Source organism: Micromonospora sp. WMMA1363, from assembly GCF_030345795.1.
GTDB lineage: Bacteria > Actinomycetota > Actinomycetes > Mycobacteriales > Micromonosporaceae > Micromonospora.
In genome coordinates, this window is record NZ_JAUALB010000001.1 from 5,087,538 (window position 1) to 5,113,357 (window position 25,820).

21 protein-coding genes and 2 pseudogenes are annotated in these 25,820 nt (G+C 71.1%); 9 read left to right on the top strand and 14 right to left on the bottom strand.

Annotated elements, in window-relative coordinates:
- Positions 1–3 precede the first annotated feature (3 nt).
- Positions 4–645: a DedA family protein gene (locus QTQ03_RS23775; RefSeq protein ID WP_289279969.1), complete on the bottom strand. Its 642-nt coding sequence runs from the start codon at positions 643–645 to the stop codon at positions 4–6.
- A 625-nt stretch (positions 646–1,270) separates the two neighbouring features.
- On the opposite strand from QTQ03_RS23775, the gene thrS reads away from it, so the two are divergent.
- Positions 1,271–2,488: a threonine--tRNA ligase gene (thrS, locus tag QTQ03_RS23780; protein WP_289279970.1), complete on the top strand. Its 1,218-nt coding sequence runs from the start codon at positions 1,271–1,273 to the stop codon at positions 2,486–2,488.
- Between the two features lie 215 nt (positions 2,489–2,703).
- Positions 2,704–2,967 (top strand): annotated as a pseudogene (locus QTQ03_RS23785) (TetR-like C-terminal domain-containing protein); the annotation flags it as partial.
- Positions 2,968–3,000: 33 nt separating this feature from the next.
- Here the strand turns inward: QTQ03_RS23785 and QTQ03_RS23790 are convergent.
- On the bottom strand, positions 3,001–3,528 hold the full coding sequence (locus QTQ03_RS23790; protein ID WP_289279971.1) for a MarR family winged helix-turn-helix transcriptional regulator: 528 nt from the start codon (positions 3,526–3,528) through the stop codon (positions 3,001–3,003).
- A 52-nt stretch (positions 3,529–3,580) separates the two neighbouring features.
- On the opposite strand from QTQ03_RS23790, the gene QTQ03_RS23795 reads away from it, so the two are divergent.
- Positions 3,581–5,206: a DHA2 family efflux MFS transporter permease subunit gene (locus QTQ03_RS23795; protein WP_289279972.1), complete on the top strand. Its 1,626-nt coding sequence runs from the start codon at positions 3,581–3,583 to the stop codon at positions 5,204–5,206.
- Positions 5,207–5,210: 4 nt separating this feature from the next.
- Here QTQ03_RS23795 and QTQ03_RS23800 read toward each other — a convergent pair.
- Together QTQ03_RS23800 and QTQ03_RS23805 are read right to left on the bottom strand one after the other, a co-directional pair.
- Positions 5,211–6,649 (bottom strand): annotated as a pseudogene (locus tag QTQ03_RS23800) (GuaB1 family IMP dehydrogenase-related protein).
- 91 nt (positions 6,650–6,740) lie between these two features.
- A complete protein-coding gene (locus QTQ03_RS23805; protein WP_289279973.1) occupies positions 6,741–7,340 on the bottom strand; it encodes a LysE/ArgO family amino acid transporter in 600 nt (199 codons plus the stop codon).
- A gap of 68 nt (positions 7,341–7,408) precedes the next feature.
- Between QTQ03_RS23805 and QTQ03_RS23810 the strand changes: the two genes are divergently transcribed.
- Positions 7,409–8,302 (top strand): LysR family transcriptional regulator ArgP, encoded by an 894-nt coding sequence (locus QTQ03_RS23810; protein WP_289279974.1) that lies wholly within the window; start codon positions 7,409–7,411, stop codon positions 8,300–8,302.
- A gap of 161 nt (positions 8,303–8,463) precedes the next feature.
- Here QTQ03_RS23810 and QTQ03_RS23815 read toward each other — a convergent pair whose 3' ends face one another.
- From QTQ03_RS23815 to QTQ03_RS23845, 7 genes are all read right to left on the bottom strand, one after another.
- Positions 8,464–10,215 carry an acetyl/propionyl/methylcrotonyl-CoA carboxylase subunit alpha gene (locus QTQ03_RS23815; RefSeq protein WP_289279975.1) on the bottom strand — a complete coding sequence of 584 codons (1,752 nt, stop codon included), beginning with the start codon at positions 10,213–10,215 and terminating at the stop codon, positions 8,464–8,466.
- Between the two features lie 184 nt (positions 10,216–10,399).
- The gene (locus QTQ03_RS23820; protein ID WP_289279976.1) at positions 10,400–11,053 is read right to left on the bottom strand and encodes an O-methyltransferase; all 654 of its coding nucleotides are present in this window, start codon (positions 11,051–11,053) and stop codon (positions 10,400–10,402) included.
- A 29-nt stretch (positions 11,054–11,082) separates the two neighbouring features.
- Entirely contained in the window at positions 11,083–11,739 is a 657-nt protein-coding gene (locus tag QTQ03_RS23825; RefSeq protein ID WP_289279977.1) for a Maf family protein, read from the bottom strand.
- 204 nt (positions 11,740–11,943) lie between these two features.
- Positions 11,944–13,086 (bottom strand): type VII secretion-associated serine protease mycosin, encoded by a 1,143-nt coding sequence (mycP, locus tag QTQ03_RS23830; protein WP_289279978.1) that lies wholly within the window; start codon positions 13,084–13,086, stop codon positions 11,944–11,946.
- 23 nt (positions 13,087–13,109) lie between these two features.
- The gene (locus QTQ03_RS23835) at positions 13,110–14,492 is read right to left on the bottom strand and encodes a hypothetical protein (RefSeq protein ID WP_289279979.1); all 1,383 of its coding nucleotides are present in this window, start codon (positions 14,490–14,492) and stop codon (positions 13,110–13,112) included.
- Entirely contained in the window at positions 14,489–14,953 is a 465-nt protein-coding gene (locus QTQ03_RS23840; protein ID WP_289279980.1) for a hypothetical protein, read from the bottom strand. Before QTQ03_RS23840 ends, QTQ03_RS23835 begins: the two co-directional genes overlap by 4 nt.
- 142 nt (positions 14,954–15,095) lie before the next feature.
- Positions 15,096–15,308: an acyl-CoA carboxylase subunit epsilon gene (locus QTQ03_RS23845; protein WP_289279981.1), complete on the bottom strand. Its 213-nt coding sequence runs from the start codon at positions 15,306–15,308 to the stop codon at positions 15,096–15,098.
- Positions 15,309–15,401: 93 nt separating this feature from the next.
- Here QTQ03_RS23845 and QTQ03_RS23850 point away from each other — a divergent pair, with 93 nt between their 5' ends.
- On the top strand, positions 15,402–17,504 hold the full coding sequence (locus tag QTQ03_RS23850; RefSeq protein ID WP_289279982.1) for a serine/threonine-protein kinase: 2,103 nt from the start codon (positions 15,402–15,404) through the stop codon (positions 17,502–17,504).
- 40 nt (positions 17,505–17,544) lie between these two features.
- Positions 17,545–18,288 carry a M50 family metallopeptidase gene (locus tag QTQ03_RS23855; RefSeq protein WP_289279983.1) on the top strand — a complete coding sequence of 248 codons (744 nt, stop codon included), beginning with the start codon at positions 17,545–17,547 and terminating at the stop codon, positions 18,286–18,288.
- Between the two features lie 371 nt (positions 18,289–18,659).
- Here QTQ03_RS23855 and QTQ03_RS23860 read toward each other — a convergent pair whose 3' ends face one another.
- Positions 18,660–20,243 carry an acyl-CoA carboxylase subunit beta gene (locus QTQ03_RS23860; RefSeq protein ID WP_289279984.1) on the bottom strand — a complete coding sequence of 528 codons (1,584 nt, stop codon included), beginning with the start codon at positions 20,241–20,243 and terminating at the stop codon, positions 18,660–18,662.
- A gap of 85 nt (positions 20,244–20,328) precedes the next feature.
- On the opposite strand from QTQ03_RS23860, the gene QTQ03_RS23865 reads away from it, so the two are divergent.
- A complete protein-coding gene (locus QTQ03_RS23865) occupies positions 20,329–21,204 on the top strand; it encodes a biotin--[acetyl-CoA-carboxylase] ligase (protein WP_289279985.1) in 876 nt (291 codons plus the stop codon).
- A 194-nt stretch (positions 21,205–21,398) separates the two neighbouring features.
- Positions 21,399–21,968, top strand: coding sequence for a PH domain-containing protein (locus tag QTQ03_RS23870; RefSeq protein ID WP_289280964.1), 570 nt, complete (start codon positions 21,399–21,401; stop codon positions 21,966–21,968).
- An 84-nt stretch (positions 21,969–22,052) separates the two neighbouring features.
- On the opposite strand, the gene QTQ03_RS23875 is transcribed toward QTQ03_RS23870, so the two are convergent.
- Positions 22,053–22,739 (bottom strand): GtrA family protein, encoded by a 687-nt coding sequence (locus QTQ03_RS23875; RefSeq protein WP_289279986.1) that lies wholly within the window; start codon positions 22,737–22,739, stop codon positions 22,053–22,055.
- A gap of 63 nt (positions 22,740–22,802) precedes the next feature.
- Positions 22,803–23,333, bottom strand: a complete 531-nt coding sequence (locus QTQ03_RS23880; protein ID WP_289280965.1) for a GtrA family protein — start codon at positions 23,331–23,333, stop codon at positions 22,803–22,805.
- Between the two features lie 409 nt (positions 23,334–23,742).
- On the opposite strand from QTQ03_RS23880, the gene QTQ03_RS23885 reads away from it, so the two are divergent.
- Entirely contained in the window at positions 23,743–25,587 is a 1,845-nt protein-coding gene (locus tag QTQ03_RS23885; RefSeq protein ID WP_289279987.1) for a phosphoenolpyruvate carboxykinase (GTP), read from the top strand.
- The last annotated feature ends 233 nt before the right edge of the window (positions 25,588–25,820 follow it).

Below are 25,820 nucleotides of genomic sequence, written 5' to 3' on the forward strand. Positions count from 1 at the left end.
TGGTCAGTCCGTCGGGAGGTCGGCGGGCGGGGTGGTGCGGGTGGTCAGGAGGGTCATCGCCCACCCCGCCGCCGCGAACCCCACCGCCGCCGCAGCGGCGATGACCGCCAGGCGCCAGGCCGAGCCGGTCAGGGCGGCGCCGCCCAGGTGGCCGACCAGCGCCCCGTACGTCGCCCAGCCCACCGCGGCCAGCGTCTCGTACAGCAGGAACAGCCGGTACGGGTAGTGGCGGCGGCCGGCCGCGAAGCATGCCGCCATCCGGCCGGCGGGCACGAACCGGCAGACCAGGATCACCACCGGCCCAGGTTGGCTCAGCCGTCGGGCGACCCGCCCCGCTGCCCGCCGGGCCGTCCCCGGTTTCCGCCGCTGCCGGGCCAGGGATTCGGCCCGTAGGGCGGAGGCGAACCGCGAGGTCGGCGCCACTCGCCCGAGCAGGTAGCAGGCCACGTCACCGGTGAAGATTCCGGTGGCCCCGGTCGCGATGGTGACCGGCAGACTCAGGTCGCCGTAGACGGTAAGCGCGCCCGACGTGATCATGAGGGCCTGGGTTGGGATCACCGGAACGAAGGCGTCCGTGATCAACAGGCCGAGCAGCGCGAGGTACGCCCAGGACGGCGACGCGACCTCGGTGAGTAGTTCGGGCACGGCTGCCACCTCGCCGGACGGGCGGATCGGATGTCGGAAAGCCTGACGGGGTGTCGGACGTCACCGGGGACAGCCCTGGTGCGTCGTGACCGTCGACACGGGCGGGACGAACAAGTGCAACGAGCTGGCCGCCGTGACGGTGACGGCCTACGGGGGAAATCCGGAGACGTGCGGCGCTCGCGGGACGGGCGTCCAGCGGCGTACCGTTGTCGGCGCGCGGCCCCGTCGGGTCCCCCGTTCTCGACGAGACGGCCGCCGCGGGCCGCCGGCAGGTCCCGTGCCGGCGGCCCGCCCCCAATCTGATCGGCGATCTGTCCGGGGCCGTTACTGCCAGCAACTGCGGGAACGGGTGCTCGGCCGGACCAGGTAGACGCGAGATCAGCGATGAACCGGCCGGGCCATGCCAACTCCTCGTCGATGATCCCGCCGGAAATCCAGGTGCCGTGGTCGGACGTAGCCCGTACTCTTCCCGCATGCATGGTGCGGTACGGACCACGACGCCGGGAGACCCCGGCGCGCCGCACTGACACGTCCGTCGACGAGGCCCCGGGGCGATCCGCCCCGGGGCCTCGTGGCGTTTCGGGCGCCTGTCGTCTCCGGGCCGTACCCGAACCAGGAGCGCGACATGATCGACCACCGCAGGCTCGGCCGTGAGCTGGGCCTCTTCATCTCCGACCCGCTCGCCGGTGCGGGGCTGCCGCTCTGGCTGCCGGCCGGGACCGCTGCCCGGCACGCCGTCGAGGAGTACGTCCGTGACCTCGAGCGCCGGGCCGGCTACCAGCATGTCCTCACCCCGCCGTTGGGCAAACGGGAGCTCTTCGCGCTCTCCGGCCATCTCGGCTACTTCGCCGACGACATGTTCCCCGCGATGCGGCTCTCGGCCGACGACGAGTTCGTGCTGCGGCCGGCGCTCTGCCCGCACCACGTGCTGGTCTACCGGGCGCGGGGCCGCTCCTGGCGGGACCTGCCACTGCGGGTGGCCGAGCTCGGCGGCATGTACCGGGCCGAGCGCTCCGGCGTGCTCGGCGGGCTGGCCCGGGTGCGCGCCATCTCGCTGAACGACGCGCACATCTTCTGTGCGCTCGAGCAGGTCGGCGCGGAGGTGGCGGAGATCCTGCGGCTGATCCGCGAGGCGCACGCCGCGCTCGGTGTCCGGCCGTCGGGGGTTCGGCTGTCACTGCGCGGCCCAGGGGAGAAGTACGCCGGCGACGACGCGCAGTGGGCGCGGGCCGAGGACCTGCTTCGCGCCGGACTCGACGGGGTCGGGTACGTCGAGGCCCCGGGGGAGGCTGCCTTCTACGGTCCGAAGATCGACATCCAGGTCGTCGACGCGGCCGGCCGGGAGTCGACCCTCTCCACCGTCCAGCTCGACTTCGACAAGCCGGAGCGCTTCGACCTGTCGTACACCGGCTCCGGTGGGGTGCGGCGGCGGCCGGTGATGGTGCATCGGAGTCTCGTCGGCAGCATGGAGCGGCTGTTCGCCTACCTGATCGAGGTGCATCAGGGGGCCTTCCCGCCCTGGTACGCCCCGGTGCAGCTGGTGGTCCTGCCAATCGACGCCCGGCAGGACGGCGCGGCCACCGGGTTCGCCGCCGCTGCGCGGGCGGCCGGGCTGCGGGCCGAGCTGGACCGGGCCGGGTCGCTGGGGGCCCGGATCCGCGACGCTGCGCGTGCTCGTGTCCCGTACGCCGCGGTGGTCGGCCCGCGGGAGGCCGCAACCGGGCGGGTCTCTCTGCGCCTGCGCGACGGCCGGAGCCTGGATCCGCTGCCCGCCGCCGAGGCGCTCACCCTGGTCGGGCGGGTCGTCGCCGCCCGCGCGCCCGGCCTCCTCCCGGCTGGCTGAGCCACCATCCGCCGGTCCCCGCGGGTGCGGCGCGGGGACCGGACGGGTCACGTGCGTCGCCGCGTCCCCACCGCTGATGACCGCCAACAACCCGCGGACCACCGCCGCCTTGGCCCGGTCGGCGTCGACGGTGTGGCCCGTGAGGTGCCCGGCCACCACGAGCAGCCGTCCGAGTGGCACGTCGTGCAGGCGGATCAGGTCCATGGGGATGAGGTTGGCGGCCTGATGGTCAGGGTCCGAACGAAATGACGACGGCGGCGGCCCGCCAGCGGTCCAGGGCGGCGCTGTGGGCGGGCGCCGCCGGCCTGCCGGCGCCGCACGGCGCGGCGGGCGACGCCACCGGTGACGCATTGGCCGCCTGGTCGATCGTGCACGGCTTCGCGACGCTGTGGACCGCCGGCGCCTTCCCCGACGGCGTGGGGGGCGATCCGCGGGAGGCCGCGCGTGCCGTCATCCGTCGCCTGTTCGGGCCGCGTTGACCGGATGGTGGCGCCGGCCGTGCGGCGGCCAGCTCAGCGGACCGGCGGGTCGTCCGGGGAGGTGGCGACGTATTCCCGCATCACCGCCGCCACCTCCCGCAGGAACGCGCTGGTGGCCGCCGCCTGCTCCGGCGTGAGTCGGGCGACCGCCTGCTCCACGCCGGCCAGCATCGGCCGCAGCGCCGCCCGCACCTGGTCGTACGCCTGGTCGGTGACCTGGAGCGCGAGTCGGCGTCGGTCCTGCGGGTGCGGGGTGCGTTCGACGTGGCCGGCGCGCACCAGTCGGTCCACCAGCGTGGTGGCGGATGCCGAGCGGATGCCGAGCCGGTTGCCCAGCTCCACCGGCCCGAGCGCGTCCGGGCTGGAGACGAGATGGTCGATGGCGGCGGCGTCGGTGGCCCCGGTCCCGAGGCGGCGGGCGAGCGCCCCGCGTGTGTCGCCGGCGGCCCGGATCACCTCGCGCAACGCCCGGGCGGTTTCACTCGTCGACGGCGCCTCGCTGTACGGCCCACGGCGCGTTCCGGTCGTATCCGGCTCGGTGGTTGACGCGGCACCCTCCACGGGTAAAAGCTAGCATCTCGGGTAGCTAGGGAAACTAGCGATCGGAGGCGCTATGCCGCAGCACGGACGCGGGCGCTGGTGGGGTCTCCTCGCCCTCAGCCTCGGCGTGGCGATGATCATCGTGGACGTCACCATCGTCAACGTCGCGGTACCCGCGATCATCCGGGACCTCGACCTCACCGCCACCGACGCCCAGTGGGTGCAGGAGGCGTACACCCTGGTCTTCGCGGCGCTGCTGCTGGTCGCCGGCCGGTTCGCCGACCGCTCCGGGCGGCGGCGGATGTTCGTCGCGGGCGTGGTGGTCTTCGTCGTGGCCAGCGTGCTCGCCGCGACGGCCGGGTCCGGCCCGGCGCTGATCAGCGCACGGGTGCTCCAGGGGCTCGGCGGCGCGATGATGCTGCCCACCTCGCTCTCCCTGCTCAACGCCACCTTCACCGGGCGTCAGAAGGTGACGGCGTTCGCTGTCTGGGGTGCCACCATCGGCGGCGCCGCAGCCCTGGGGCCGCTGCTCGGCGGGTGGCTGACCACGGAGTTCTCCTGGCGGTGGGCGTTCGGCATCAACGTCCCGGTCGGCGCGCTGGTCGTCGCCGGCGTCCTCGCGCTGGTGCCCGAGTCCCGGGACGCGCACGCGGAGCGAGGGACCGACTGGCTCGGCGCCCTGCTCTCGGTGGCCGGCATGACCGGTATCGTCTTCGCGCTCATCGAGGGGCGTACGTACGGCTGGTGGGCGCGGGAACAGCCGTTCAGCCTGTTCGGGCTGCACTGGGCCGCCAAGATCTCGCCGGTGCCGGTCGCCGGTCTGGTCGGGCTGCTCGCACTCGCGACCCTCGTCGCCCACCAGGTCCGCCGTAACCGGGCCGGGCGGGCGGCCCTGCTCGACCTGTCACTGTTCCGGATCGGTTCGTTCCGCACCGGCGTCGTCGCCGCCGCGATCGTGAGCCTGGGCGAGTTCGGCCTGCTCTTCGCCCTTCCACTGTGGTATCAGAACGTCCTCGGCTACAGCGCGTTCGACACCGGCCTGGCCCTGCTGCCCCTCGCCGTCGGCAGCTTCCTGGCCAGCGGTCTCGGCGCGCCACTCGTCCGGCGGTGGAGCGCCGTCCGGGTGGTACAGGCCGGGGTCGCCGCCGAACTCGTCGGCATCGCCGGCCTCGGCCTCGTCGTCGCCCCGGGCACGCGCTGGTGGGCGCCGCTCGGCTTCCTCTTCGTCTACGGCGTCGGCGTCGGCCTCGCCACCGCTCAGTTGACCGGCGTGTCGCTGCGGGAGGTGCCGGTGCGGCGCAGCGGCCAGGGCTCCGGCGTGCAGAGCACCGCGCGGCAGGTGGGCTCGGCGCTCGGCATCGCCGTGCTCGGCACGGTGCTCTTCGCCAGCCTGGGCGCGATCCTGGCAGACCGGCTCGCCGGCACGCCCGGAATCGATCCGGCCCAGCGCCAGCAGATCGTCACCGCGGTCCGGGAGAGTGCTGGGGCCGCGATCGGCGGTCTCGCCGCCGACCCGCGTACCGCCCCGGTCGCCGAGGAGGCGAAGGCCGCCTTCTCCGACGCCACCCGGTACGCCGCGTTCGCCGCTGCGGGCTTCCTCCTGGTCGGCCTGCTTGCCTGCGCCCGGCTGCCGAAGGACCGGCCCGCGCCGTCCGACCCGCCCCCCGACCGGGAACCGGCGGCGACCCGGGCCGGCTGAGCTGTCACCAGCTCGTCGGCAGCGGCATCCCCTCGGTGTAGCCGGCCGTGCTCTGCACGCCGACCAGCGCCCGCTCGTGGAACTCCACGAGGTTGTGGGCGCCAGCGTAGGTGAAGGCGCTGCGTACCCCGGAAATGATCTCGTCGATCAGATCCTCGACCCCGGGACGGGCCGGGTCGAGGTACATCCGGGCCGACGAGATGCCCTCCTCGAAGATCGCCTTTCGGGCCCGGTCGTAGGTGGAGTCCTCGGCGGTTCGGGCGCTTACCGCGCGGGCGGAGGCCATGCCGAAGCTCTCCTTGTAGCGTCGGCCGTCCGCCTCGACGTAGAGGTCGCCGGGGGACTCGTAGGTGCCGGCGAACCAGGATCCGATCATCACGTTCGACGCGCCCGCCGCCAGCGCCAGCGCCACGTCCCGTGGATGCCGGACCCCACCGTCGGCCCAAACGTGTCGGCCCAGCGCCCGTGCCGCCGTGGCACAGTCCCGCACCGCCGAGAACTGGGGCCGGCCCACTCCGGTCATCATCCGGGTGGTGCACATCGCGCCCGGCCCGACACCGACCTTCACGATGTCGGCGCCCGCCTCGACGAGGTCACGCACGCCCTCGGCGGTGACCACGTTGCCGGCGGCGATCGGAACGGCCGGGTTCACCTTGCGCACCGCCCGCAACGCGGAGATCATCCGCTCCTGGTGCCCGTGCGCGGTGTCCACGACCAGGGTGTCCACCCCGGCCTCCAGCAGCGCCGCCGCCTTGCCGGTGACGTCGCCGTTGATGCCGATCGCGGCGGCGATCCGGAGCCGGCCCCGGTCGTCCACCGCCGGCCGGTAGAGCGTCGCGCGCAGCGCCCCCTGCCGCGTCAGCACCCCGACCAGTCGGCCCCGGTCGTCTACCACCGGGGCGAGCCGGCGGCGGCCGGCCGAGAGCCGATCGAAGCCGGTACGCGGGTCCGCGTCGGCCGGCACGGTGTGCAACTCGGCCGACATCACGTGCCGCACCTGCGCGAACCGGTCCACGCCGACGGTGTCCGCCTCGGTCACCACGCCGACGGGCCGGCCGGCGTCGTCGACCACGATCACCGCGCCGTGCGCCCGCTTGGGCAGCAGGTGGATCGCGTCGCCGACGGTGTCGGTCGGCCGAGCGTGATCGCCGTGTCGTAGACCAGGTGTCGCTGCTTGACCCAGCCGACGACGTTCGCGACCACCTCGATCGGAATGTCCTGGGGGATCACCGCGACGGCGCCGCGCCGGGCGACCGTCTCGGCCATCCGCCGGCCGGCCACCGCGGTCATGTTCGACACCACCAGCGGGATGGTCGTGCCCGTGCCGTCGCCGGTCGCGAGGTCGACGTCGAGCCGGGACGCTACCTCGGAGCGCGCCGGCGCCATGAATACGTCGTTGTAGGTCAGGTCGTGCGCGGGAACCGCGCCGTTAAGGAACTGCACCCGGCCATCATGACCGCCCGCCGCGGTCCGCGTCGCCGGTGGTCGGACAAACCCGGGTCGCCGGTGCCCGATCTCCCGGCGCGGCCCGGCGTCAGGCCAGCAGCAGTGCCGCCGCGAGCGTGGCCATCATCACGGCGACCGCGCCGTCGAGGATCCGCCAGACGGCGGTCCGCGCGAGCAGCGGCCCGAGCCGGTACGCGCCCGCCCCGAGAACCGTGAACCAGGCGAGGCTGCCGGCGGCCGCGCCCACCCCGAACAGCCACCGGTGCGGGTGCTGCTGGGCGACGCCGCCCAGCAGCAGCACGGTGTCCAGGTAGACGTGCGGGTTGAGGTAGGTGAAGGCCAGGCACGTCAGCAGGGTGGTCCGCAGGCGGGCCGGCGGCCGGTCGTCGGCCGGCCGGAGCGCGTCGGGGCGCAGCGCCCGCCGGGCGGCAAGCAGCGCGTAGCACAGCAGGAACGCGGCGCCACCCCAGCGCACCGCGGTGACCAGCGTCGGCCGGTTCGCCACCAGGGCACCCATCCCGGCGATGCCGGCCCCGATCAACAGGGCGTCCGAGGCGGCGCAGGTGAGCACGACGGGTACGACGTGCTCCCGGCGCAGCCCCTGACGCAGCACGAACGCGTTCTGCGCGCCGATGGCGACGACCAGGGCGACGGTGATGGAGAAACCGGCGAGAGCGGAGGCGATCACGCCACGACGCTAGGCGCGGCGACTCGTGCGGTCCAGCTAAAGAATCTGAGGGTCCGTAAGATGTGCTAATGCTCGACAGTATCCAGCTCCGGACGTTCGCCGCCGTGGTGGCCGAGGGCAGCTTTGACGCCGCCGCCCGGCTGCTGCACGTCACGCCATCGGCGGTCAGCCAGCGGATCAAGGCGCTCGAGGAGACGGTCGGCCAGGTTCTGGTACGCCGACACCGACCGTGCCGGCCCACCGAGGCGGGCGAACCGCTGCTGCGCCTCGCCGGCCAGTTCGCCCTGCTCGAACGGGAGGCGCTGACCGAGGCGCAGCAGGGCCTGGCCGGCGGCGGTCCGGGCCGTACCCGGCTGGCGGCCGTGGTCAACGCCGACTCCCTGGCAACCTGGTTCCCCGCCGCGCTGGCCCGAGTGCCCGACCGGCTCGACCTCTCCTTCGACATCCGTCAGGACGACGAGGAGCACACGGCCGAGCTGCTCCGCGACGGATCGGTGACGGCGGCGGTGACCGCCCAACGGGAACCGGTGCAGGGGTGCCGGGCGCAGCGGCTCGGCGCGATGCGCTACCACGCGCTGGCGGCACCGACGCTGGTCGAGCGGTGGTTTCCCGACGGCGCCACCGCCGCGGCACTGGCCACGGCGCCGGTGATCGTCTTCGACCGCAAGGACCGGACGCAGCATCGCTTCCTGCGCTCGGTGACCAGGCGGGAACTGGACCCACCGGTGCACTACGTCCCGTCAGTGCCGGCATTCTCCGAGGCGATCCGGCGGGGACTCGGCTGGGGGCTGGTGCCCGAGCAGATAGCCGCCGCCGACCTGACGCGCGGGACCTGCGTCGACATCGTCCCCGACCGGCAGGTGGACGTCCCGCTGTACTGGCAGCACTGGCGGCTGGAGTCCACCGCCCTGACGGCGCTGACCGTCGCGGTCCGCGCCGTCGCCGCCGAGACCCTCCACTGACACCAAGCCCCTTGGTCAAGGCCTCGGTCAGGGTCCCTTCCCACCCCGCAGCGCCGCGGACCGTGCCTCTGGCACCCCAGGCGGGGGTGCGGATGGTGCGGCCTTCGTGTCCAGGCGATGCTGCGGCCTTTGCCCGTCAGGGAAGGTGCGGCCGTTGCGCGTCAGGCGATGGCGCAGATGGCCGCCCCGGCGGTGATGACCGCGCCGACCTCGGCGGAGAGGCCGCTGACCGTGCCCGCCTTGTGCGCGTGCAGCGGCTGCTCCATCTTCATCGCCTCCAGCACCACGACCAGGTCACCCTCGGCCACGGTGTCGCCGTCGGCGACCGCGATCTTCACGATCGTGCCCTGCATCGGCGAGGTGAGGGCGTCCCCGCTGACCGCGGCACCGGCCTTCGCGCCGCCGCCCCGGCGGGACGGCTTCTTCGCGGCCGGCGACGCGGTGGTCGTGCCCCCGCCGATGCCGGCGGGGAGGCTGACTTCCAGCCGCTTGCCCCCCACCTCGACCACGACGGTCTCCCGTTCGGCCGGGCCCGCGCCGGCAGCGGCGGGCGCGGTGAACGCCGGGACGGTGTTGTCGAACTCGGTCTCGATCCAGCGGGTGTGCACAGTGAAGGGCTCGGCGGTGAACGCCTCGTCCCGGACCACCAGGCGGTGGAACGGCAGTGCGGTGGCCATGCCCTCGACGATCATCTCGTCCAGCGCTCGGCGGGCTCGCTCGATCGCCTCGGTACGTGTCTCGCCGGTGACGATCACCTTGGCGAGCAGCGAGTCGAAGTTGCCGCCGATCACGTCACCAGCCGAGATGCCGGTGTCCACCCGGACGCCCGGGCCGGTGGGCAGGCGCAGCGCGGTGATCGTGCCCGGGGCGGGTAGGAAGTTGCGGCCCGGGTCCTCACCGTTGATCCGGAACTCGATGGAGTGCCCACGTGGCGTCGGGTCCGCGGTGAAACGCAGCTTCTCGCCGTCGGCGATGCGGAACTGCTCGCGTACCAGGTCGACGCCGGCGGTCTCCTCGGTGACCGGGTGTTCGACCTGGAGGCGGGTGTTGACTTCCAGGAAGGAGATCGTGCCGTCGGTGCCGACCAGGTACTCGACCGTGCCTGCGCCGTGGTAACCGGCCTCCCTGCAGATCGCCTTGGCCGACTCGTGGATCTGCGTGCGCTGGGCCTCGGTGAGGAACGGCGCCGGGGCCTCCTCCACCAGCTTCTGGTGCCGGCGCTGCAGCGAGCAGTCCCGGGTACCGACCACGACCACGTTGCCGTGCTGGTCGGCGAGGACCTGGGCCTCGACGTGTCGGGGCTTGTCCAGATACCGCTCGACGAAGCACTCACCACGACCGAACGCGGCGACCGCCTCCCGGGTGGCCGACTCGAACAGGTGCGGGATCTCCTCCATGGTGCGGGCCACCTTGAGACCCCGCCCACCGCCACCGAACGCAGCCTTGATGGCGACCGGCAGGCCGTGGTCGACGGCGAAGGCCATCACCTCGTCGGCGCTGCCGACCGGGTCCGGCGTACCGGGGACCAGCGGCGCGCCGGCACGCTGGGCGATGTGCCGGGCGGTCACCTTGTCACCGAGGTCCCGGATCGCCTGCGGGGTGGGACCGATCCAGGCCAGCCCGGCGTCGATGACCGCCTGGGCGAAGTCGGCGTTCTCCGAGAGGAAGCCGTAACCGGGGTGGACCGCGTCGGCGCCCGCCTTCGCGGCGATGTCGATCAGCTTGTCGATCCGCAGGTAGCTGTCGGCGGCAGTGTCCCCACCGAGGGCGTACGCCTCGTCGGCTAGGGTGGCGTGCAGGGCGTCCCGGTCCGAGTCCGCATAGACGGCGACGCTGCCCAGTCCGGCGTCGCGGCAGGCACGAATGACGCGGACGGCGATCTCGCCGCGGTTGGCGATGAGTACCTTGCGCACCTTGATGGCTCCTCCCCGGAGGTCGTTGACCGGGAGTGTATCGGCCGCTCTGACCCCCCTAACGATCGCTCAGTGTGGGATATGCCGCAGTGTCGGCTCTCCCGGCCGCGCGATCAACACCGGCACCCGGACATCGCGGTACCCGGGCAGCTCACACACCACGACGTGCGGGCAGGCGAGTCGATCAGCGCACCCGGGCCAGGGTGAGCCCGTCGGCCACCGGGAGCATCACCGCGTCGACCCGGACGTCGGCCAACACCTCGTCGTTGAACGCCGCGATGGCCCGGTCGTCCTCGTCGCGCGGCGCGATCACCCGACCGTCGCGCAGCACGTTGTCGACCGCGATCACCCCGCCCGGTCGCATCCGCGGCACCAGCTCCGACCAGTAGATCGGGTATCCGGTCTTGTCCGCGTCGATGAAGGCGAAGTCGACGTGGCGCTCGTACGGCAGCTCGCGCAGCGTGTCACCGGCGGGCCCGATCCGTAGGTCGATCCGGTCGGCCACCCCGGCACGCGCCCAGCACCGCCGGGCAATGCCGGTGTACTCCTCGGAGATGTCGAAGCAGGTCAACCGGCCGCCGTCCGCCAGCCCCCGGGCGATCGCCAGCGCGGAGAGCCCGGTGAAGGTGCCCACCTCGACTGCCTGCCGTACGCCGAGGAGCCGGGTCAGGAAGGTCAGGAACGCGGCCTGCTCTGGGGCGACCAGCATCTTTGCGTCCTCGGGCAACGCCGCACGGGTCTCCTCGATCAGGTCTCGCATGACGTCGTCGGGTGCGCCGCCGTGAGCGACGAGGTATGCGTGCAACTCCTCGGTGAGCGGGATCGACTTCGTGGTCACTCGGTGCTCCTCGTGGTGTCGGCGCCGGTTCAGCGGAGCGGCTCGACTGACTGGTTGCCGGGCGCGACCTTCATCCACAGATCGGTGATCCGCAGGTCCAGCTCGGCCAGAAGACGGCGCAGCAGCGGCAGGGAGAGACCCACCACCGTGCCCGGGTCACCCTCGATCCGCTCCACGAACGGTCCGCCCAGACCGTCGATCGTGAACGCCCCGGCCACCGCCAGCGGCTCGCCGGTGCCGACGTAGGTGGCGACCTCGTCGTCGCTGACGTCGGCGAAGTGCACCGTCGTCGAGGCAACCGCCTCGGCCCGGCGCCCCGCAACGATATCGATCAGGCAGTGTCCGCTGTGCAGCACGCCGCTGCGTCCCCGCATCCGTTCCCACCGACGGACAGCGTCCGCCGCGTCGGCCGGCTTGCCGAAGATCTCACCGTCGAACTCCAGCACCGAGTCGCACCCGATCACCAGCGTGCGCTGGTCGTTCGTCGGCCGTAGCCGGGTCAGGACGGCCTGCGTCTTGAGCCGCGCCAGCTCCAGGCAGAGTTCCTCCGCCCGGTCGGTCACCACCAGGGACTCGTCGACGCCGCTGACCAGCACATCTGGTTCGATGCCGGCTGCTTGAAGCGTCTTTCGGCGGGCCGGGCTCGCCGAGGCGAGCACGAGGCGGAGCGGTAGAGATCCGGACACCCCGCCGACGTTACCGGGCGGCCCGGGGAGACGGGGCAGCGAGGCCGGCCGCGCCTCGCGACGGGTCACCGACCGCACGGCAGGGCAGGTCACCGACGGCAGGGCAGGGCCGCGGCCGTCGTGGGCGCAGCCGATGCTTTCGCGGCATCCGGACCGAGAACAGGACGACGGTGAACGTGGCGCTCCTAGAAGGCGTCTCACGCCTTATCGACTGATCCGCGGGGGCGGAGCGTCACCGCGCCGGCGCCGTCTGGCGACGATCACCCACGCGCCCCCGGCCGCCAGAAGCACCCCTAATGTGATGAGGCCGCGCGTCGTCGCCGGACCTTCCTCGTCCGGGGACCCTGCCCGGCGCGTTCTCGACGCGGTGGCCGATGCGGCAGGTGGGATCGAGTCGAAGCCGAGCGGAGGCACATCCGCAGTCAGGGCGGCAACAATGTCGATCACCCCGTAGCCGTACTGTTCGTCCCGCCCCGGTGGGCCCTTGTCGATGGCCGTGGCGGTCAGTCGGTGCACCACCTCGTCCGCCGGCAGGTACGGATACTTCGCCCTGATCAGAGCAACCGCCCCCGCAACGATGGCAGTTGCGCCAGAAGTTCCTGTACCACTGCGGTATCGGTCGCGGGAACTGGTGCTGTAGATTTTCACGGCCGGCGCAACTAAGTCTACTCCCGTGCCGGTAACCGAGACTTCTGCGTGCCGGCCATTCTGATCTATTCCGCCTACTGCAACGACGCCAGGGTAGGATGCCGGGAAGCCGACTTCCTGCTGTTGATTGTTATTGCCGGCACCTGCTACTACGACAATATTGGCACTGAGAGCCTTCTCGATCGCCCTTCGCTCATTGCTGTCAGGTGCGCCCCCGGAGGATATGCTAATTACGTGAGCGTTACTTGCGATGGCAAACTCGATCGCTTGACTAAGAGCAATGGCTGTCCCTTCCGGATTCCTTAACTTGAAGCGAACTGGAAGGATCTTCGCCATGGGGGCAATTCCGAGTGCGCCAGTTCCCGAACCGCGGCCATGGGCGGCGATTAGGCCCGCCATGCCGGTGCCGTGACCGTCGTGATCCTCATGGCCATCGCCACTGCCCCCATAGATGATGTCGGCGCCAGGAAGGAGATTGTCTTTTAGGTCGGGGTGAGGGTGTACGCCTGTATCTAACACGGCCACGGTAATACCGGCGCCCTGGCTAATTCGCTGCGCTCGCTCCACAGCGAGGTAGCGGAGATGCCATTGCTTTTTGCGAATCTCGCTTGCCTCGCTTCGTGTGGCACCTGGCGTGGTTTGTGCCTGCATGGCCGGCGTCACGAGAGTTATTGCTGAGGGCGCGGCGGCGAGGGTCATGAGTAGGAGTCCGGTGTGAACACTCACCGACTGATACCAATGGCGGGACCGGGGTCTATCGGCCCCTCGTCGTCTGGTGGGCGAACGACAGGGCTCACCCCCTGGTCTGTCTGCCACGGGTGGTCGGGATCCCACTGGCGTAGCTCCTTGCCGTTACGGTCGCGGCGGCTAGCGCGTTCCGGGGCGTTGCCCAATGCGCTCATGTTGGCGTTGCCCATATTCGGGGAACCGCCAATGGGCGGAAAGGCGTGGCTTCCGCTGAAGCTTCGGCCGCCGCCCGGGCGGGAGCCGGCCCCGCCACTCGGGGCGGTTCCGGCGGCTCCGCCGCCGATCACCCCACCGATCGGATTGATCCGACGCGGCTGAGCATTGCTCGCTCCGGGCTGGCTTAGCCCCATGCTCGATGTGCCGCCGATCAGTCCACCTGGCGGCATGGCGTGCGGCGAACTCGTATTGTTGCCGCCGACCATGGGTCGACCGGGCTTGATCTGGCTTGGTCCCTTAATATCTGGCCGATGCCCCGAGCCAGGGATGGGTGTAGGTGTCGGCGGCACACCGAGGTACGAGGGTGAAGTGTTTCCTGCGCTGGGCGTCACACCGGGTGCTCCTGGGCTCGCAGTGGGAGACGGTGCCAAGCTCGGTCCAGCGCCACCGAGTACCGGACCAACCCCGGAACTCGGCGCTAGGATCGGCTGAGGTGTCGATGTCCTTGGAACGGAGGGTGCGGGCATAGCAGGCATCGCCATAGGCAGGATGGGAGGAATGGTCGGGGCGGAGGCTCCTGAAACCAACTGCCCCTCGGGTGGTGTCTGATCCAGGCCCGGCTTGGTCCGTGTTGGTGCTGGGGGTTGGCGGAGCATTACTTGGGCCTGTTGGAGCTCGCCGCTGAGGCTGTACATGATGCCGCGCGCCTGCACATTCAACCGTTCCAGGTCCGCGTCGGTCACCGGTGGTTCGGAGACGCGACCGCCGGCGATCGCCTTCGGGTCCGCTGCCGTCGCCTCAAACGACCGCTTTTGCTGGAGCTTTGCCGCGTACTCGTCGTGGATCTTTTTGAGGGCGGTGCGGGTGGTGCCGATGGCCTGGGTCGCGGCGGCGAGCGCAGTGTAATTCGTGGACGCTGCGTCATGGGTGTGCTGCACCTGAGTGATGAGCTGGTCGAGTTCGGCGAGGTAGGTGCGGGCGGCGGCATTGGTCTCCGGCGGCCAGACCAGGGCAAGGCCCCGGCGGTACGCCTGCAACCGGCCGAGGTGGGCCTGAGCGAGGTCGCAGACCTTGCGCCAGCCAGCGACCTGCCGCCACTGGTTGGTGGTGTCTTGATCCTTGAGGCAGGCCCACATGCTCGCCACGTCCATCAGGTGCCAGTCGGTGAGGCCGCCGGAGCGGCCGACTCCGGGTTCGTTCACGGCAGCACCACCGGCCCGGGCCGGGTCTCTTCCGGGCCGGTCGGGTCGGGTAGCACTACGGAGGGACGGGTCGGCGTGACGGTGGTCGGAGCGGCCAGTGCCCGTTCGACGTCGACCACCCGGGCGGACGAGAAGGCGTCGGAGTCGCGGTAACGGTCGGCGACGGCGCTGGCCGCGGCGGCCAGGTGGCCGGTCGCGCTGCCGACGTTCCAGACCGTGTCGGCCGCGGCCTGTTGGGTTTCCCAATGGGCGTGTAGGAACTGCACCAGTTCGATGAACGCGTCGGCCGGGTTGGGTACCGCAGCCGACATGTCCTCGGCGATGTACGACAGGTGTGGCCCGTAGTGGCGCTCCACCTCGGCCTGGAGTTTGTCGGCGAACTCGCGCAACTGGCGGATGTCGGCCTCGATGCCGCCGTTGCCACGGAGCCAGGCCGCTGGGCGGTCCTCCTCGGGGGTCATTGTCCCTCCCTACCCGTTACCGCACCGTTTCCGAGAGTGAGGTTAACGGGTGTCCGTTGGGAGTTGCAGCCCCATGGTGGTGCATACCGGGCGACCTGCCCCTGACGCAGTGGCACAGAGCTGGGCTGATGCGTACAAAAAGTCAACGTGGCAGGGCGGAGGTGCGCCAGCCGCCGGGACCGGCGGCCAGGATCGCGCTGGCCGGGCGAGCGCTGCGGGCCCAGGCGGACACCGGGGCCGGGACGGGCGGTGTGGCCTGCCTGGACCGGACGATGATCGCACCCACGACGGCGGCCAACTCCTCGGCTGTTGGCACGCCACGCACGACCCGGAACAGCGGCTCTTCGGCAGACATGGCATCAGGGTACGCGGTCGGAGCTCTTGACCTTCGTGGCACAGTGGCGTGCCGCCGGTGTGACTGTCGTGGCCGCCGGGTACCGTCTCAGCGATGTCCAACGCGCCTCCCCAACTCGTCGCTGACCGATACCGGCTGATTTCGCCGCTCGGTCAGGGTGGCATGGGTCGGGTGTGGAAGGCGCGCGACGAGGTGCTGCACCGGGATGTGGCAATCAAGGAACTCGTCCCGCCGCCCAGTCTCACCGATGAGGAACGCCGCGAGATGCGGGAACGCTCGCTGCGGGAGGCGCGGGCCATCGCCCGGCTCAACCACATCAACGTCGTCCGCATCTTCGACGTGCTGCGCACCGACGGCGATCCGTGGATCGTGATGGAGTACGTCGCGTCGAAGTCTCTCCAGGACACCCTCACCGAGGAAGGGCCAGTGTCCCCGGCCCAGGCGGTCGAGATCGGGCTCGGTGTACTGGGCGCCCTGAAGGCGGCGCACAAGGCCGGCGTCATGCACCGCGACGTCAAACCCGGCAACGTGCTGCTCGGCAACGACGGCCGAGTGGTGCTGACCGATTTCGGTCTCGCCACGATCCCCGGAGACCCCAACGTGACCCGCACCGGGATGGTGCTCGGCTCTCCCGCATACATCGCGCCGGAGCGGGCCCGGGACGGCACCGCCGGACCGGAAGCGGATCTCTGGTCCCTGGGCGCGACCCTGTATGCGGCAGTCGAGGGTAAGTCCCCGTACGCGCGGCCGTCGGCGATCGCCACCCTCGCGGCGCTGGCCACCGAACCGCTGCCGCCGCCGAGGAACGCCGGGCCGCTGCGGCCGGTGCTCAACGGCCTGCTCCGCAAGGAACCGAACGACCGGATCACCGCCGAGGTGGCGGAGCGGCTACTGCGCCGCGCGCGTGGCAAACAATCGCGGAGTATTTCGCTGCTGGCTGGAGTGCGCCGGCCGGGGCCGAACGGCCGGCGCGAGCCGCGCCCTCCGGTGGTGCCCGCGCCACGACCGGCGGAGCGGCAGTCCGACAAGCTGACGACCCCGCCCGCTCCGCGTACCCCGACGACTGGCGCCACCGCGGCGGCCGGTGCGGACGCGACCGCCAAGGTGACTCCGGCCGCGCCGGAGGTGGATCCGACGGCGAGGGTTGGGTCGTCGTCCGGTTCGGAGGTGGATCCGACGGCGAGGGTTGGGTCGTCGTCCGGTTCGGAGGTGGATCCGACGGCGAGGGTTGGGTCGTCGTCCGGTTCGGAGGTGGATCCGACGGCGAGGGTTGGGTCGTCGTCGGGTTCGGAGGTGGATCCGACGGCGAGGGTTGGGTCGTCGTCGGGTTCGGAGGTGGATCCGACGGCGAGGGTTGCGTCGTCGTCCGGCCCGGAGCCCGACCCGACGACGAAGGTTGCGGAGGCCGCGCCGGCGGGCGTGGTGGACGACACGAAGGTCGAGGTGGCCGCGCCGTCCGTCCAGCCCGCGCCGGCGGAGCACGCACCGGTCCAACCGTCCGACGGTACGAAGTCCGCACTCACCCGTCGTAACCTGCTGATCGGTGTCGTGGTGGCCGTGCTGCTCCTCGGTCTCGCCGTGGTCGCGCCGCTGCTCGCCAACGACGACGGTGGCGACATCCCCGAACCCGGGGCGACGCCCCCCGTCGCGCCTACCTCGGCCGCGCCGCCCACGTCAGCGCCGGACAGCCCGGCCCCGAGCGGCACCGCGCCGACGTCCGCTCCGGCCAGTCCCACGGCGGACCGAAACGCCCTGCCGGCAGGCTGGAAGCTCCACGAGGACCGCGCGGGATTCGCGCTGCCGCTGCCGGCGGGCTGGGCGCGGCGTGACGCCGGCACCAACACGGTCGTCTTCGACGAGCCCAACGGTGTGCGTGAGCTGCTCGTCCAGTGGACGGACACGCCGAAGGCGGACGCCTACCGGGACTGGCAGCAGCTCGAACCGGCCCGCAAGAACTATGTGCGCAACTATGAGTACATTGACATCAAGCGCTGCGACTACGGGCGGACCTGCGCGGACTGGGAGTGGCGGGAGACGCGGGACAACATGCGGATCCGGGTCCGCAACCGGGGTTTCGTGACAGCCAGTAATCGGGGGTATGCGCTGCGCTGGGAGGTTGCCGACCAGGACTGGGCGGCCAACCTGCCGAACTTCGACCTGATCATGAAAGGCTTTCGACCGGACCGCCAGGACTGAGGCCGCGGCCCGTGATCAAAGCAGGGTAGGCTCCCCGCCCATGGTGGCGATCGACGGGCTGACCGACCTGTGGGACAAGCTGCTCGGCGCGCAGCCGGACCCACCCCCGCTGCTGGTGCTGCTCACCGGCCTGGCCGCGCTGGTGGTGGTCGCCACCCGGCTGCCCTGGCGGATCGGCCGCAACGCGATCACGATTGCGCACGAGGGCGGGCACGCCCTGGCCGCCCTGCTCACCGGTCGTCGGCTGCACGGCATCCGGCTGCACTCGGACACGTCCGGGCTCACCCTGTCCGCAGGTCGGCCCTCCGGCCCGGGCATGGTTCTCACGCTGCTCGCCGGCTATCTGGCCCCGCCACTGGTCGGCCTGGCCGGGGCCGGGATCCTCGGCGGCAACCGGATCACCCTGCTGCTCTGGATCTCCGTCGCACTGCTGTTCGCCATGCTGATCATGATCCGCAACGTGTTCGGCGTGCTGTCACTGCTGGTCACCGGCGGCATTGTGCTCGTCGTCTCGTGGTACGCCAGCCCGCAGGTGCAGGCGGCGTTCGCCTACACCGGGGTCTGGTTCCTGCTGCTCGGTGGGTTCCGCCCCGTGGTCGAGTTGCAACGGCTGCGCGCCCGGGGCCGGATGCCGGCCTCCGACGCCGACCAACTGGCCGGCATCACCCCGTTCCCGCCGTTCTTCTGGGTCACGGTCTTCGCCCTGGTCAACCTGGCCGTACTGGCGATCGGCGCGGTTCTGCTCGCCGGTCCGATCCTCACCGGCGCCGGCCTCACCCGCTGACCGCGGTCACCAGGCGCGAGGCGCCGGCATAGAAGCCGCGACGCGCGGTGGCCGCCTGCGTGATGGCACGGGCGGAGAGCCGCTCGGGCGGGACCGAACCGGGCGGGGCGCGCCGGTGCGCAGGCAGGGGCACGACAGATCCGGCCCGGGGAGTTCCCGCGCCGGGACCTGGCCCGGCTGCTGGGCTGAGCACCGCCGGAGACCGGAGGAACCCGCGGGACGCGGGCGACTGTCCGCTGGCGTTGCGTCTCCGGCGACCGTCGGCGGGCGGTGCACTGTCGGCGGGCGGTGCCACTGTCGCGGCGGGAGTAAGCGCGATCCCGGGTGGTGCCGTGCACCCGCTGGGAGCACGGCACCACCCGACGTCTGCGCTACAGCGGGATGTTGCCGTGCTTCTTCGGGGGCAGGGTCTCGCGCTTGGTTCTCAGCACCCGCAGGGCGCGGACGACCTGCGCCCGGGTCTCGTGCGGCGGGATGACCGAGTCGATGTACCCGCGCTCGGCGGCGATGTACGGGTTGGCCAGGGTGTCCTCGTACTCGGCGATCCTTTCGGCGCGCACCGCGGCCGGGTCCTCGGCGGCGCCCAACTCCTGCCGGTAGAGGATGTTGACCGCGCCCTGGGCCCCCATCACCGCGATCTGCGCGGTCGGCCAGGCGAAGTTCAGGTCCGCGCCGAGGTGCTTGGAGCCCATGACGTCGTACGCGCCGCCGTAGGCCTTGCGGGTGATGACGGTGACCTTTCCGACGGTGGCCTCGGCGTACGCGTAGATGAGCTTCGCACCGCGCCGGATGATGCCGTCCCACTCCTGGCCGGTGCCGGGCAGGAAGCCGGGGACGTCCACGAAGGTCAGCACCGGGATGTTGAATGCGTCGCAGGTGCGTACGAACCGGGCGGCCTTCTCACTGGCGGCGATGTCCAGTGTGCCGGCGAAGTGCATCGGCTGGTTTGCCACCACACCGACCGGGCGGCCCTCGACGCGGCCGTAGCCGATGACGAGGTTCTGCGCGTACAGCGGCTGCACCTCGAGGAACTCGCCGTCGTCGAGGACGTGCTCGATGACGCGGTGCATGTCGTACGGCTGGTTGGCCGAGTCGGGGATCAAGGTGTCCAGTTCCCGGTCCTCGTCGGTGACGTCGAGGTCTGGGTCGACCGGGTGGACGACCGGCTCGTCCAGGTTGTTCGACGGCAGGTACGACAGCAACGCCTTGACGTAGTCGATCGCGTCCTCCTCGTCCGTGGCGAGGTAGTGCGCGTTGCCGCTGCGGCTGTTGTGGGTCCGGGCGCCGCCCAGTTCCTCCATCGCCACGTCCTCGCCGGTGACCGTCTTGATGACGTCGGGGCCGGTGATGAACATGTGGGAGGTCTGGTCGACCATAACGGTGAAGTCGGTGACCGCCGGGGAGTAGACGGCGCCGCCGGCGCACGGGCCCATGATCAGCGAGATCTGCGGGATGACGCCACTGGCCCGGACGTTGCGGAAGAAGATCTCGCCGTAGAGGCCGAGCGAGGCGACGCCCTCCTGGATCCGGGCGCCACCGGAGTCGTTGATGCCGACGACCGGGCAGCCGATCTTCATGGCCAGGTCCATCACCTTGACGATCTTCTCGCCGAAGACCTCGCCGAGGGAGCCGCCGAAGACGGTGAAGTCCTGCGCGAAGACGCAGACCTGCCGACCGTCGACGGTGCCGTAGCCGGTGATCACCCCGTCGCCGTAGGGGCGGGTCTTCGCCAGTCCGAAGGTGGTCGACCGGTGGCGGGCAAGCTCGTCCAGTTCGACGAAGGAGCCCTCGTCGAGCAGCAGCTCGATCCGCTCACGTGCGGTCCTCTTGCCCCTCGCGTGCTGCTTCTCGACGGCGCGTGCCGACCCGGCGTGTACTGCCTCGTCGATTCGACGCTCCAGGTCCGCCAGCTTGCCCGCGGTGCTGTGGATGTTGATCCCGGTCTCGGTAGTCACCCAGGGAATATAACGATGGTTCAGGTGCGGGCCGCTGTGCAGTACACCTCACTGCACCTGTTGGCGGGGCCCGTAGGCTGGCGGGATGCCGGGCTCCCCGTACACCGATCTGGACCGCCCGCCGCTGTCGGTGACCCGGCTGCGGCGGGCGTTGGTCGCGCCGCACGGTCCCTGGGCCCGACTGGAGTTGCGCACCGAGACCGGTTCGACCAACGCGGACGCGGTCGAGGCCGCCCGCTCCGGTGAGCCGGAGGGTCTGGTGGTGGTCGCGGAGCGGCAGACCGCCGGCCGTGGGCGGCGGGGCCGGGCGTGGCAGTCGCCCGCCCGGGCGGGCATCGCGACCAGCGTGCTGCTCCGGCCGGGGGAGGCGGTGCCCGACCGTGGCTGGCCGCCGGCGCCTCCGGCGGCGTACGGCTGGCTGTCACTGCTCGCCGGTGTGGCCCTGGTCGAGGCGGTGGCCCGGCTGGCCGAGCTGGACGCCACCCTCAAGTGGCCGAACGACCTGCTGCTCGGTGACGCCAAGTGCGCCGGGATCCTCGCCGAGGCGGTGCCCGCGGCGAGGCCGGCTGAGCCGCCCGCGGTGGTCCTCGGTATCGGTCTGAACGTCACCCTCCGTGCCGACGAGCTGCCGGAGAACCACACCGGTCTGTCGGCCACCTCGCTGCAACGTGCCGGTGCTGCGGCTACCGACCGGGATCCACTGCTGCGTGCCCTGCTGCGCGGGGTCGCCGACTGGTACGGCCGTTGGCGTGCTGCGGGGGGCGACGCTGTCGACAGTGGGCTGCACGACGCCTACCTGGCGTCGTGTGTCACGGTCGGCAGGCGGGTCCGGGTGCTGCTGCCCGACGGCGGCGAGCTGACCGGGACCGCGACGGGCGTCGACCCCGAGGGACACCTCCTGGTCACCACCCCAGCCGGCGACCACCGTCTCACCGCCGGCGACGTCCGCCACCTCCGCTGATCGCTCGCCGGGGCGGGTCACCGGTGCTTCCGGCGATCCGGCGGTTGCTACCGGCGCGTAATCCGCGGAGGCCGCAGAAGGCTTGCGGGAGTGCGAGGTCGCGGAGGCCGGGTGGGTCTGTCCGCGCGGCTGATCGTCCGCCGGGGTGCGCGCCGGTTACCGTCTGCGCGTCCGGTTCTGTGATGGAGGTTTCCGTGGCGTTCCCCGAGGACGTGCTCACCGAGGACGAGCATGTCGTGCTGCACCTGCACCCGCACTGGAGGGCCTTGGTCCGGCCGGTCGCGGTGGTGGTGCTCGCCGTCGCCGTGCTGGCGGCGGCCGTGGTCCTGTTGCCGTCCGGTGGGGTCGGGTTGGTCGCGCTGGCCGTGCTCGGTGGGCTGGCACTGCTGGTGGTGCTCTGGTTCGCGTTCTGGCCGTTCCTGGTCTGGCGCACCACGCACTATCTGTTCACCGACGAGCGGGTGCTGATCCAGCAGGGCGTGCTCTCCCGGGACCGTCGGGACATCCCGCTGACCCGGGTCAACGACCACGCGATGAACCAGCGGTTCAGCGAGCGGCTCTTCGGCTGCGGCACCCTCACCATCGAGTCCGCCGGCGAGCGCGGACAGTCGGTGCTGCACGACGTGCCGCAGGTGGAGCGGGTCCAGACCACGCTGTACGAGTTGGTGGAGGCCCACCACGACAAGCACTCCCTCGGCGACGCCGAGATGCGGGACATTCTCGCCGACGTCCAGGACGGCAGGCCGCTTCGCGAGCCGAACTGACGGTGGCGTGCGGCGCGGCCGGTCGACGAGGCCGTTCCGTTCGGGCCGGGTCGTGCCCCTGCTGGCCGGCCGCCTCGCCACACCTCAGGGGCGGCGGCCGCGGCGGGTGCTGGCCTGGAGTTCGGCGGCGATCTCGGCTGCCAGCTCCCGATCCAGGGCGTCGCGTGGCACCGCTGGGGTCTGCACCGATGCGTCGGGTGGCTGCCGGGTGCCCGGCGGTGGCTGTGCCTCCTCCAGCTCGGAGACCGACTCCGCCAGCTCGGCCACGGGGTCCATCTCGGCCATGGTGTCCCATTCGTCGCGGGGGATGGTGTGCCAGGTGTCTGCCGCGTGCGCGGGGGCCGGCTGGAAGACGAACGTGCGGTACGACCAGAATCGGAAGAGCGTGGCGAGCCCGATGCCGCAGGTCTTGGCGAGGTTCAGGGCCAGCAGGCTGGTGAGACCGAACCCGTACTTGGCGAGGGCCAGCACGCCCAGCTCGATGAGGAGACCGACGCCGTTGAATAGGAAGAATAGGGCGTATTCGCGCCTCATCGCCGATTTCGGGCGGTCGCGGTACGTCCAGTGACGATTCATCAGATATGACGTGATCGTCGCCACGATGGTCGCGACAATCGCCGCCTTCAGCTGGCCGTCCTGAAACACGGTGAGTGCCAGGGCGTTGAACACCACGTAATTGATGACGGTGTTGGCGCCGCCGACGATGCCGAATTTGAGCGCCTCGCTGATGAACTTTCGCCAGCGCTCGGGCAGGAGACGGACAGGACGCATGCGGGACACCTTAGGGCTGTTGGCGGGGAGAACTGGCCCCGGCTCGACGAGGTGGGCGTCAGATCACGCCGCGCGTCGGTCGGTCTTCACCTCAGGCGCAGACGGAGTTCCCGCCTCGACGAAGACGAACCGTCGGTAGGACCAGAATCGGAAGAGTGTCGCCAGCCCCGTGCCGACGATGTAGCTGGCGATGTTGTCCGCCAGCGGGGTCTGGAAGACCTGCGGCCAGACCTGGCCCAGCCCGTAGCGGCTGATTGCCAGGCATGCCACCGTGATGCCGAGGCCCACCCCGTTGAAGAGGAAGAACAGGGCGTACTCGCGGGCCGGGTTGGGACCCCGGCGGTGCCGCCAGGTCCAGAACCGGTTGCCGAGGAAGGCCAAGGTCGCCGCGACCACCGTGGAGATGGTCTTCGCGGTTACCTGCTCGACGCCCTGCGCGGCGGTCAGGACGTTGAACAGCGCGAAATCGAGCAGGAAGGCGACCCCGCCCACGGTGGCGAACTTGCTCATCTCCCGGACGAGGTGACCGAAGCGGTCGATCAGGGAGCGGAGCAGACCTGGGCGGGTCTGTCGGGGGTTGGGCTCCCCGATCATCGTCGCGGCCACCTCGCGAGCGTACCGGCTGTGGGCTCGCCGTACCGGTAGCAACGGCGAGCGGCGCAGCCCACGACGGTGTCGATGAGCGGAGCGTAACGAACCGCCTGGCGCTGTGGAGGGGTTTCGACGGGACCCGTCGGGCGAGCCTCCGGCATCGGACGGCGGCGCCATCTGTTCCGAGGTTCGCCGCAGGGTTTGCGTGAAACTGCGCGCGAAAGCGGGTATCAGCTCGTGATGCCGCAGCGTGGCCGTACCTTGTGCAGTTCTTCACAACCAGTCCCACTGACTGTCCGACGCGACCCGGTTTACGCTGAGGCCAATCCCAGGTTTCCACGAAGGCGACGCTCAGTCGTCATGAGTCGTGCACCCCATAGACCGGTCAGCGTCGACCACAAGGAGATGTGTCATGGTTGCTCCGGCTACCGCTCAGGGTATCGATCAGGCCCCGACGTCCCACCCCGAACTGCTCGCCTGGGTCCGTGAGGTAGCGGAACTGACCACCCCGGACCGCGTTGTGTGGGTGGACGGGTCCGACGAGGAATGGCGTCGTCTCACCGACGAGCTCGTCGAGGCCGGCACCCTGATCCGGCTCAACCCGGAGAAGAAGGCCAACTCGTTCTACGCGCGGACGGACCCGACGGACGTCGCCCGGGTCGAGGAGCGCACATTCATCTGCTCCGTGGACGAGGCGGACGCGGGCCCCACCAACAACTGGATGGCGCCGGCGGAGATGAAGCGGACGATGACCGAGCTGTACCGCGGCTCCATGCGCGGTCGCACCATGTACGTCATCCCGTTCTGCATGGGCCCGGTCGAGGCCGAGAACCCGATGTTCGGCGTCGAGATCACCGACAGCCCGTACGTGGTGGCATCGATGCGGATCATGACCAGGATGGGAGCGAGGATCCTGGCGGCCATGGGCGACGACGCCGACTTCGTGCACGCGCTGCACTCGATCGGCGCCCCGCTCGCGCCCGGCCAGCAGGACGTGGCGTGGCCGTGCAACGAGACGAAGTACATCTCGCACTTCCCGGAGACCCGGGAGATCTGGTCCTACGGCTCCGGCTACGGCGGCAACTCGCTGCTCGGCAAGAAGTGTTACTCGCTGCGCATCGCCAGCGTGATGGGCCGCGACGAGGGCTGGCTCGCCGAGCACATGCTGATTCTCAAGATCACCTCGCCGGAGGGTCGGGTCTACCACATCGCCGGCGCCTTCCCGTCGGCGTGCGGCAAGACCAACCTCGCCATGCTGGAGCCGACCATCCCCGGCTGGAAGGTCGAGACCATCGGTGACGACATCGCCTGGATGCGGTTCGGCCAGGACGGTCGCCTCTACGCGGTCAACCCGGAGTACGGCCTGTTCGGCGTCGCGCCCGGCACCGACTGGAAGACCAACGCCAACGCCATGCGGACGCTCGACCGCGGCAACTCCATCTTCACCAACGTGGCCCTGACCGACGACGGGGACATCTGGTGGGAGGGCATGGGTGAGCCCCCGGCGCACCTGATCGACTGGAAGGGCAACGACTGGACGCCGGAGAGCGAGAACCTCTCCTCCCACGCGAACAGCCGGTTCTGCACCCCGATCACCCAGTGCCCGATCCTCGCCGAGGACTACTACGACCCGAACGGGGTGCCGATCGACGCCATCCTGTTCGGCGGCCGCCGCCGGGACACCATTCCACTGGTCACCGAAGCCCGCGATTGGGTACACGGGGTCTACCTGGGCGCGACGCTCTCCTCGGAGACCACCGCCGCGGCCGCCGGCGCGGTCGGCGTCGTCCGCCGGGATCCGATGGCCATGCTGCCCTTCATCGGCTACCACGGCGGCGACTACTTCCGGCACTGGATCGAGATGGGTAAGGGCGTCGACGGCGACGAGTCGAAGCTGCCGAAGGTCTACTACGTCAACTGGTTCCGCAAGGACGCCGAGGGCAACTTCCTCTGGCCGGGCTTCGGCGAGAACTCCCGCGTCCTGAAGTGGATCGTCGGACGGATCGAGGGGCACGCCGACGCCGTCGAGACCCCGATCGGCATGGTCCCCGCCCAGGACGCGTTGGACGTCGAGGGCTTGGACATGACCCCGGAGGACGTCCGGATCGCGCTGAAGGTCGACGCCGACGAGTGGCGCGACGAGCTGCCGTTGGTCACCGAGTGGTTCGAGAAGTTCGGCGACAAGCTGCCCGGCGTCCTCTGGGCCGAGTTGGACGCCCTGCGCGCGCGCCTCGACGCGGAGCAGCCGCGGAGATAGGTACGATCCCCGGCACCACGGCGCCGCGTGACTCCATCCGGACGGCCGTCGAGACCAGCGAGGTCCGGCGGCCGTCCGCCGGCCGGGGGCTCACCAGGCTGCTTGCCGTGTGGGCGGCGGGCGACCGTTCGGACTGAGCCGCTGACCATCCGGTTCGCCCCGGGGCAGGGCTTCGCCTCGCGGTCCGAACCGGTCGGGCGTTGCGGCCGGGGGGCAGGATGGCGGGTGGTGAA

Excerpts from the sequence above, each read along its gene's own strand:
- thrS (WP_289279970.1), top strand. The coding sequence starts at position 1,271 with ATGATCGACCACCGCAGGCTCGGCCGTGAGCTGGGCCTCTTCATCTCC.
- QTQ03_RS23795 (WP_289279972.1), top strand. The coding sequence starts at position 3,581 with ATGCCGCAGCACGGACGCGGGCGCTGGTGGGGTCTCCTCGCCCTCAGC.
- QTQ03_RS23810 (WP_289279974.1), top strand. The coding sequence starts at position 7,409 with ATGCTCGACAGTATCCAGCTCCGGACGTTCGCCGCCGTGGTGGCCGAG.
- mycP (WP_289279978.1), bottom strand. The coding sequence starts at position 13,086 with ATGACCCTCGCCGCCGCGCCCTCAGCAATAACTCTCGTGACGCCGGCC.
- QTQ03_RS23840 (WP_289279980.1), bottom strand. The coding sequence starts at position 14,953 with ATGACCCCCGAGGAGGACCGCCCAGCGGCCTGGCTCCGTGGCAACGGC.
- QTQ03_RS23845 (WP_289279981.1), bottom strand. The coding sequence starts at position 15,308 with ATGTCTGCCGAAGAGCCGCTGTTCCGGGTCGTGCGTGGCGTGCCAACA.
- QTQ03_RS23850 (WP_289279982.1), top strand. The coding sequence starts at position 15,402 with ATGTCCAACGCGCCTCCCCAACTCGTCGCTGACCGATACCGGCTGATT.
- QTQ03_RS23855 (WP_289279983.1), top strand. The coding sequence starts at position 17,545 with ATGGTGGCGATCGACGGGCTGACCGACCTGTGGGACAAGCTGCTCGGC.
- QTQ03_RS23865 (WP_289279985.1), top strand. The coding sequence starts at position 20,329 with ATGCCGGGCTCCCCGTACACCGATCTGGACCGCCCGCCGCTGTCGGTG.
- QTQ03_RS23875 (WP_289279986.1), bottom strand. The coding sequence starts at position 22,739 with ATGCGTCCTGTCCGTCTCCTGCCCGAGCGCTGGCGAAAGTTCATCAGC.
- QTQ03_RS23880 (WP_289280965.1), bottom strand. The coding sequence starts at position 23,333 with ATGATCGGGGAGCCCAACCCCCGACAGACCCGCCCAGGTCTGCTCCGC.
- QTQ03_RS23885 (WP_289279987.1), top strand. The coding sequence starts at position 23,743 with ATGGTTGCTCCGGCTACCGCTCAGGGTATCGATCAGGCCCCGACGTCC.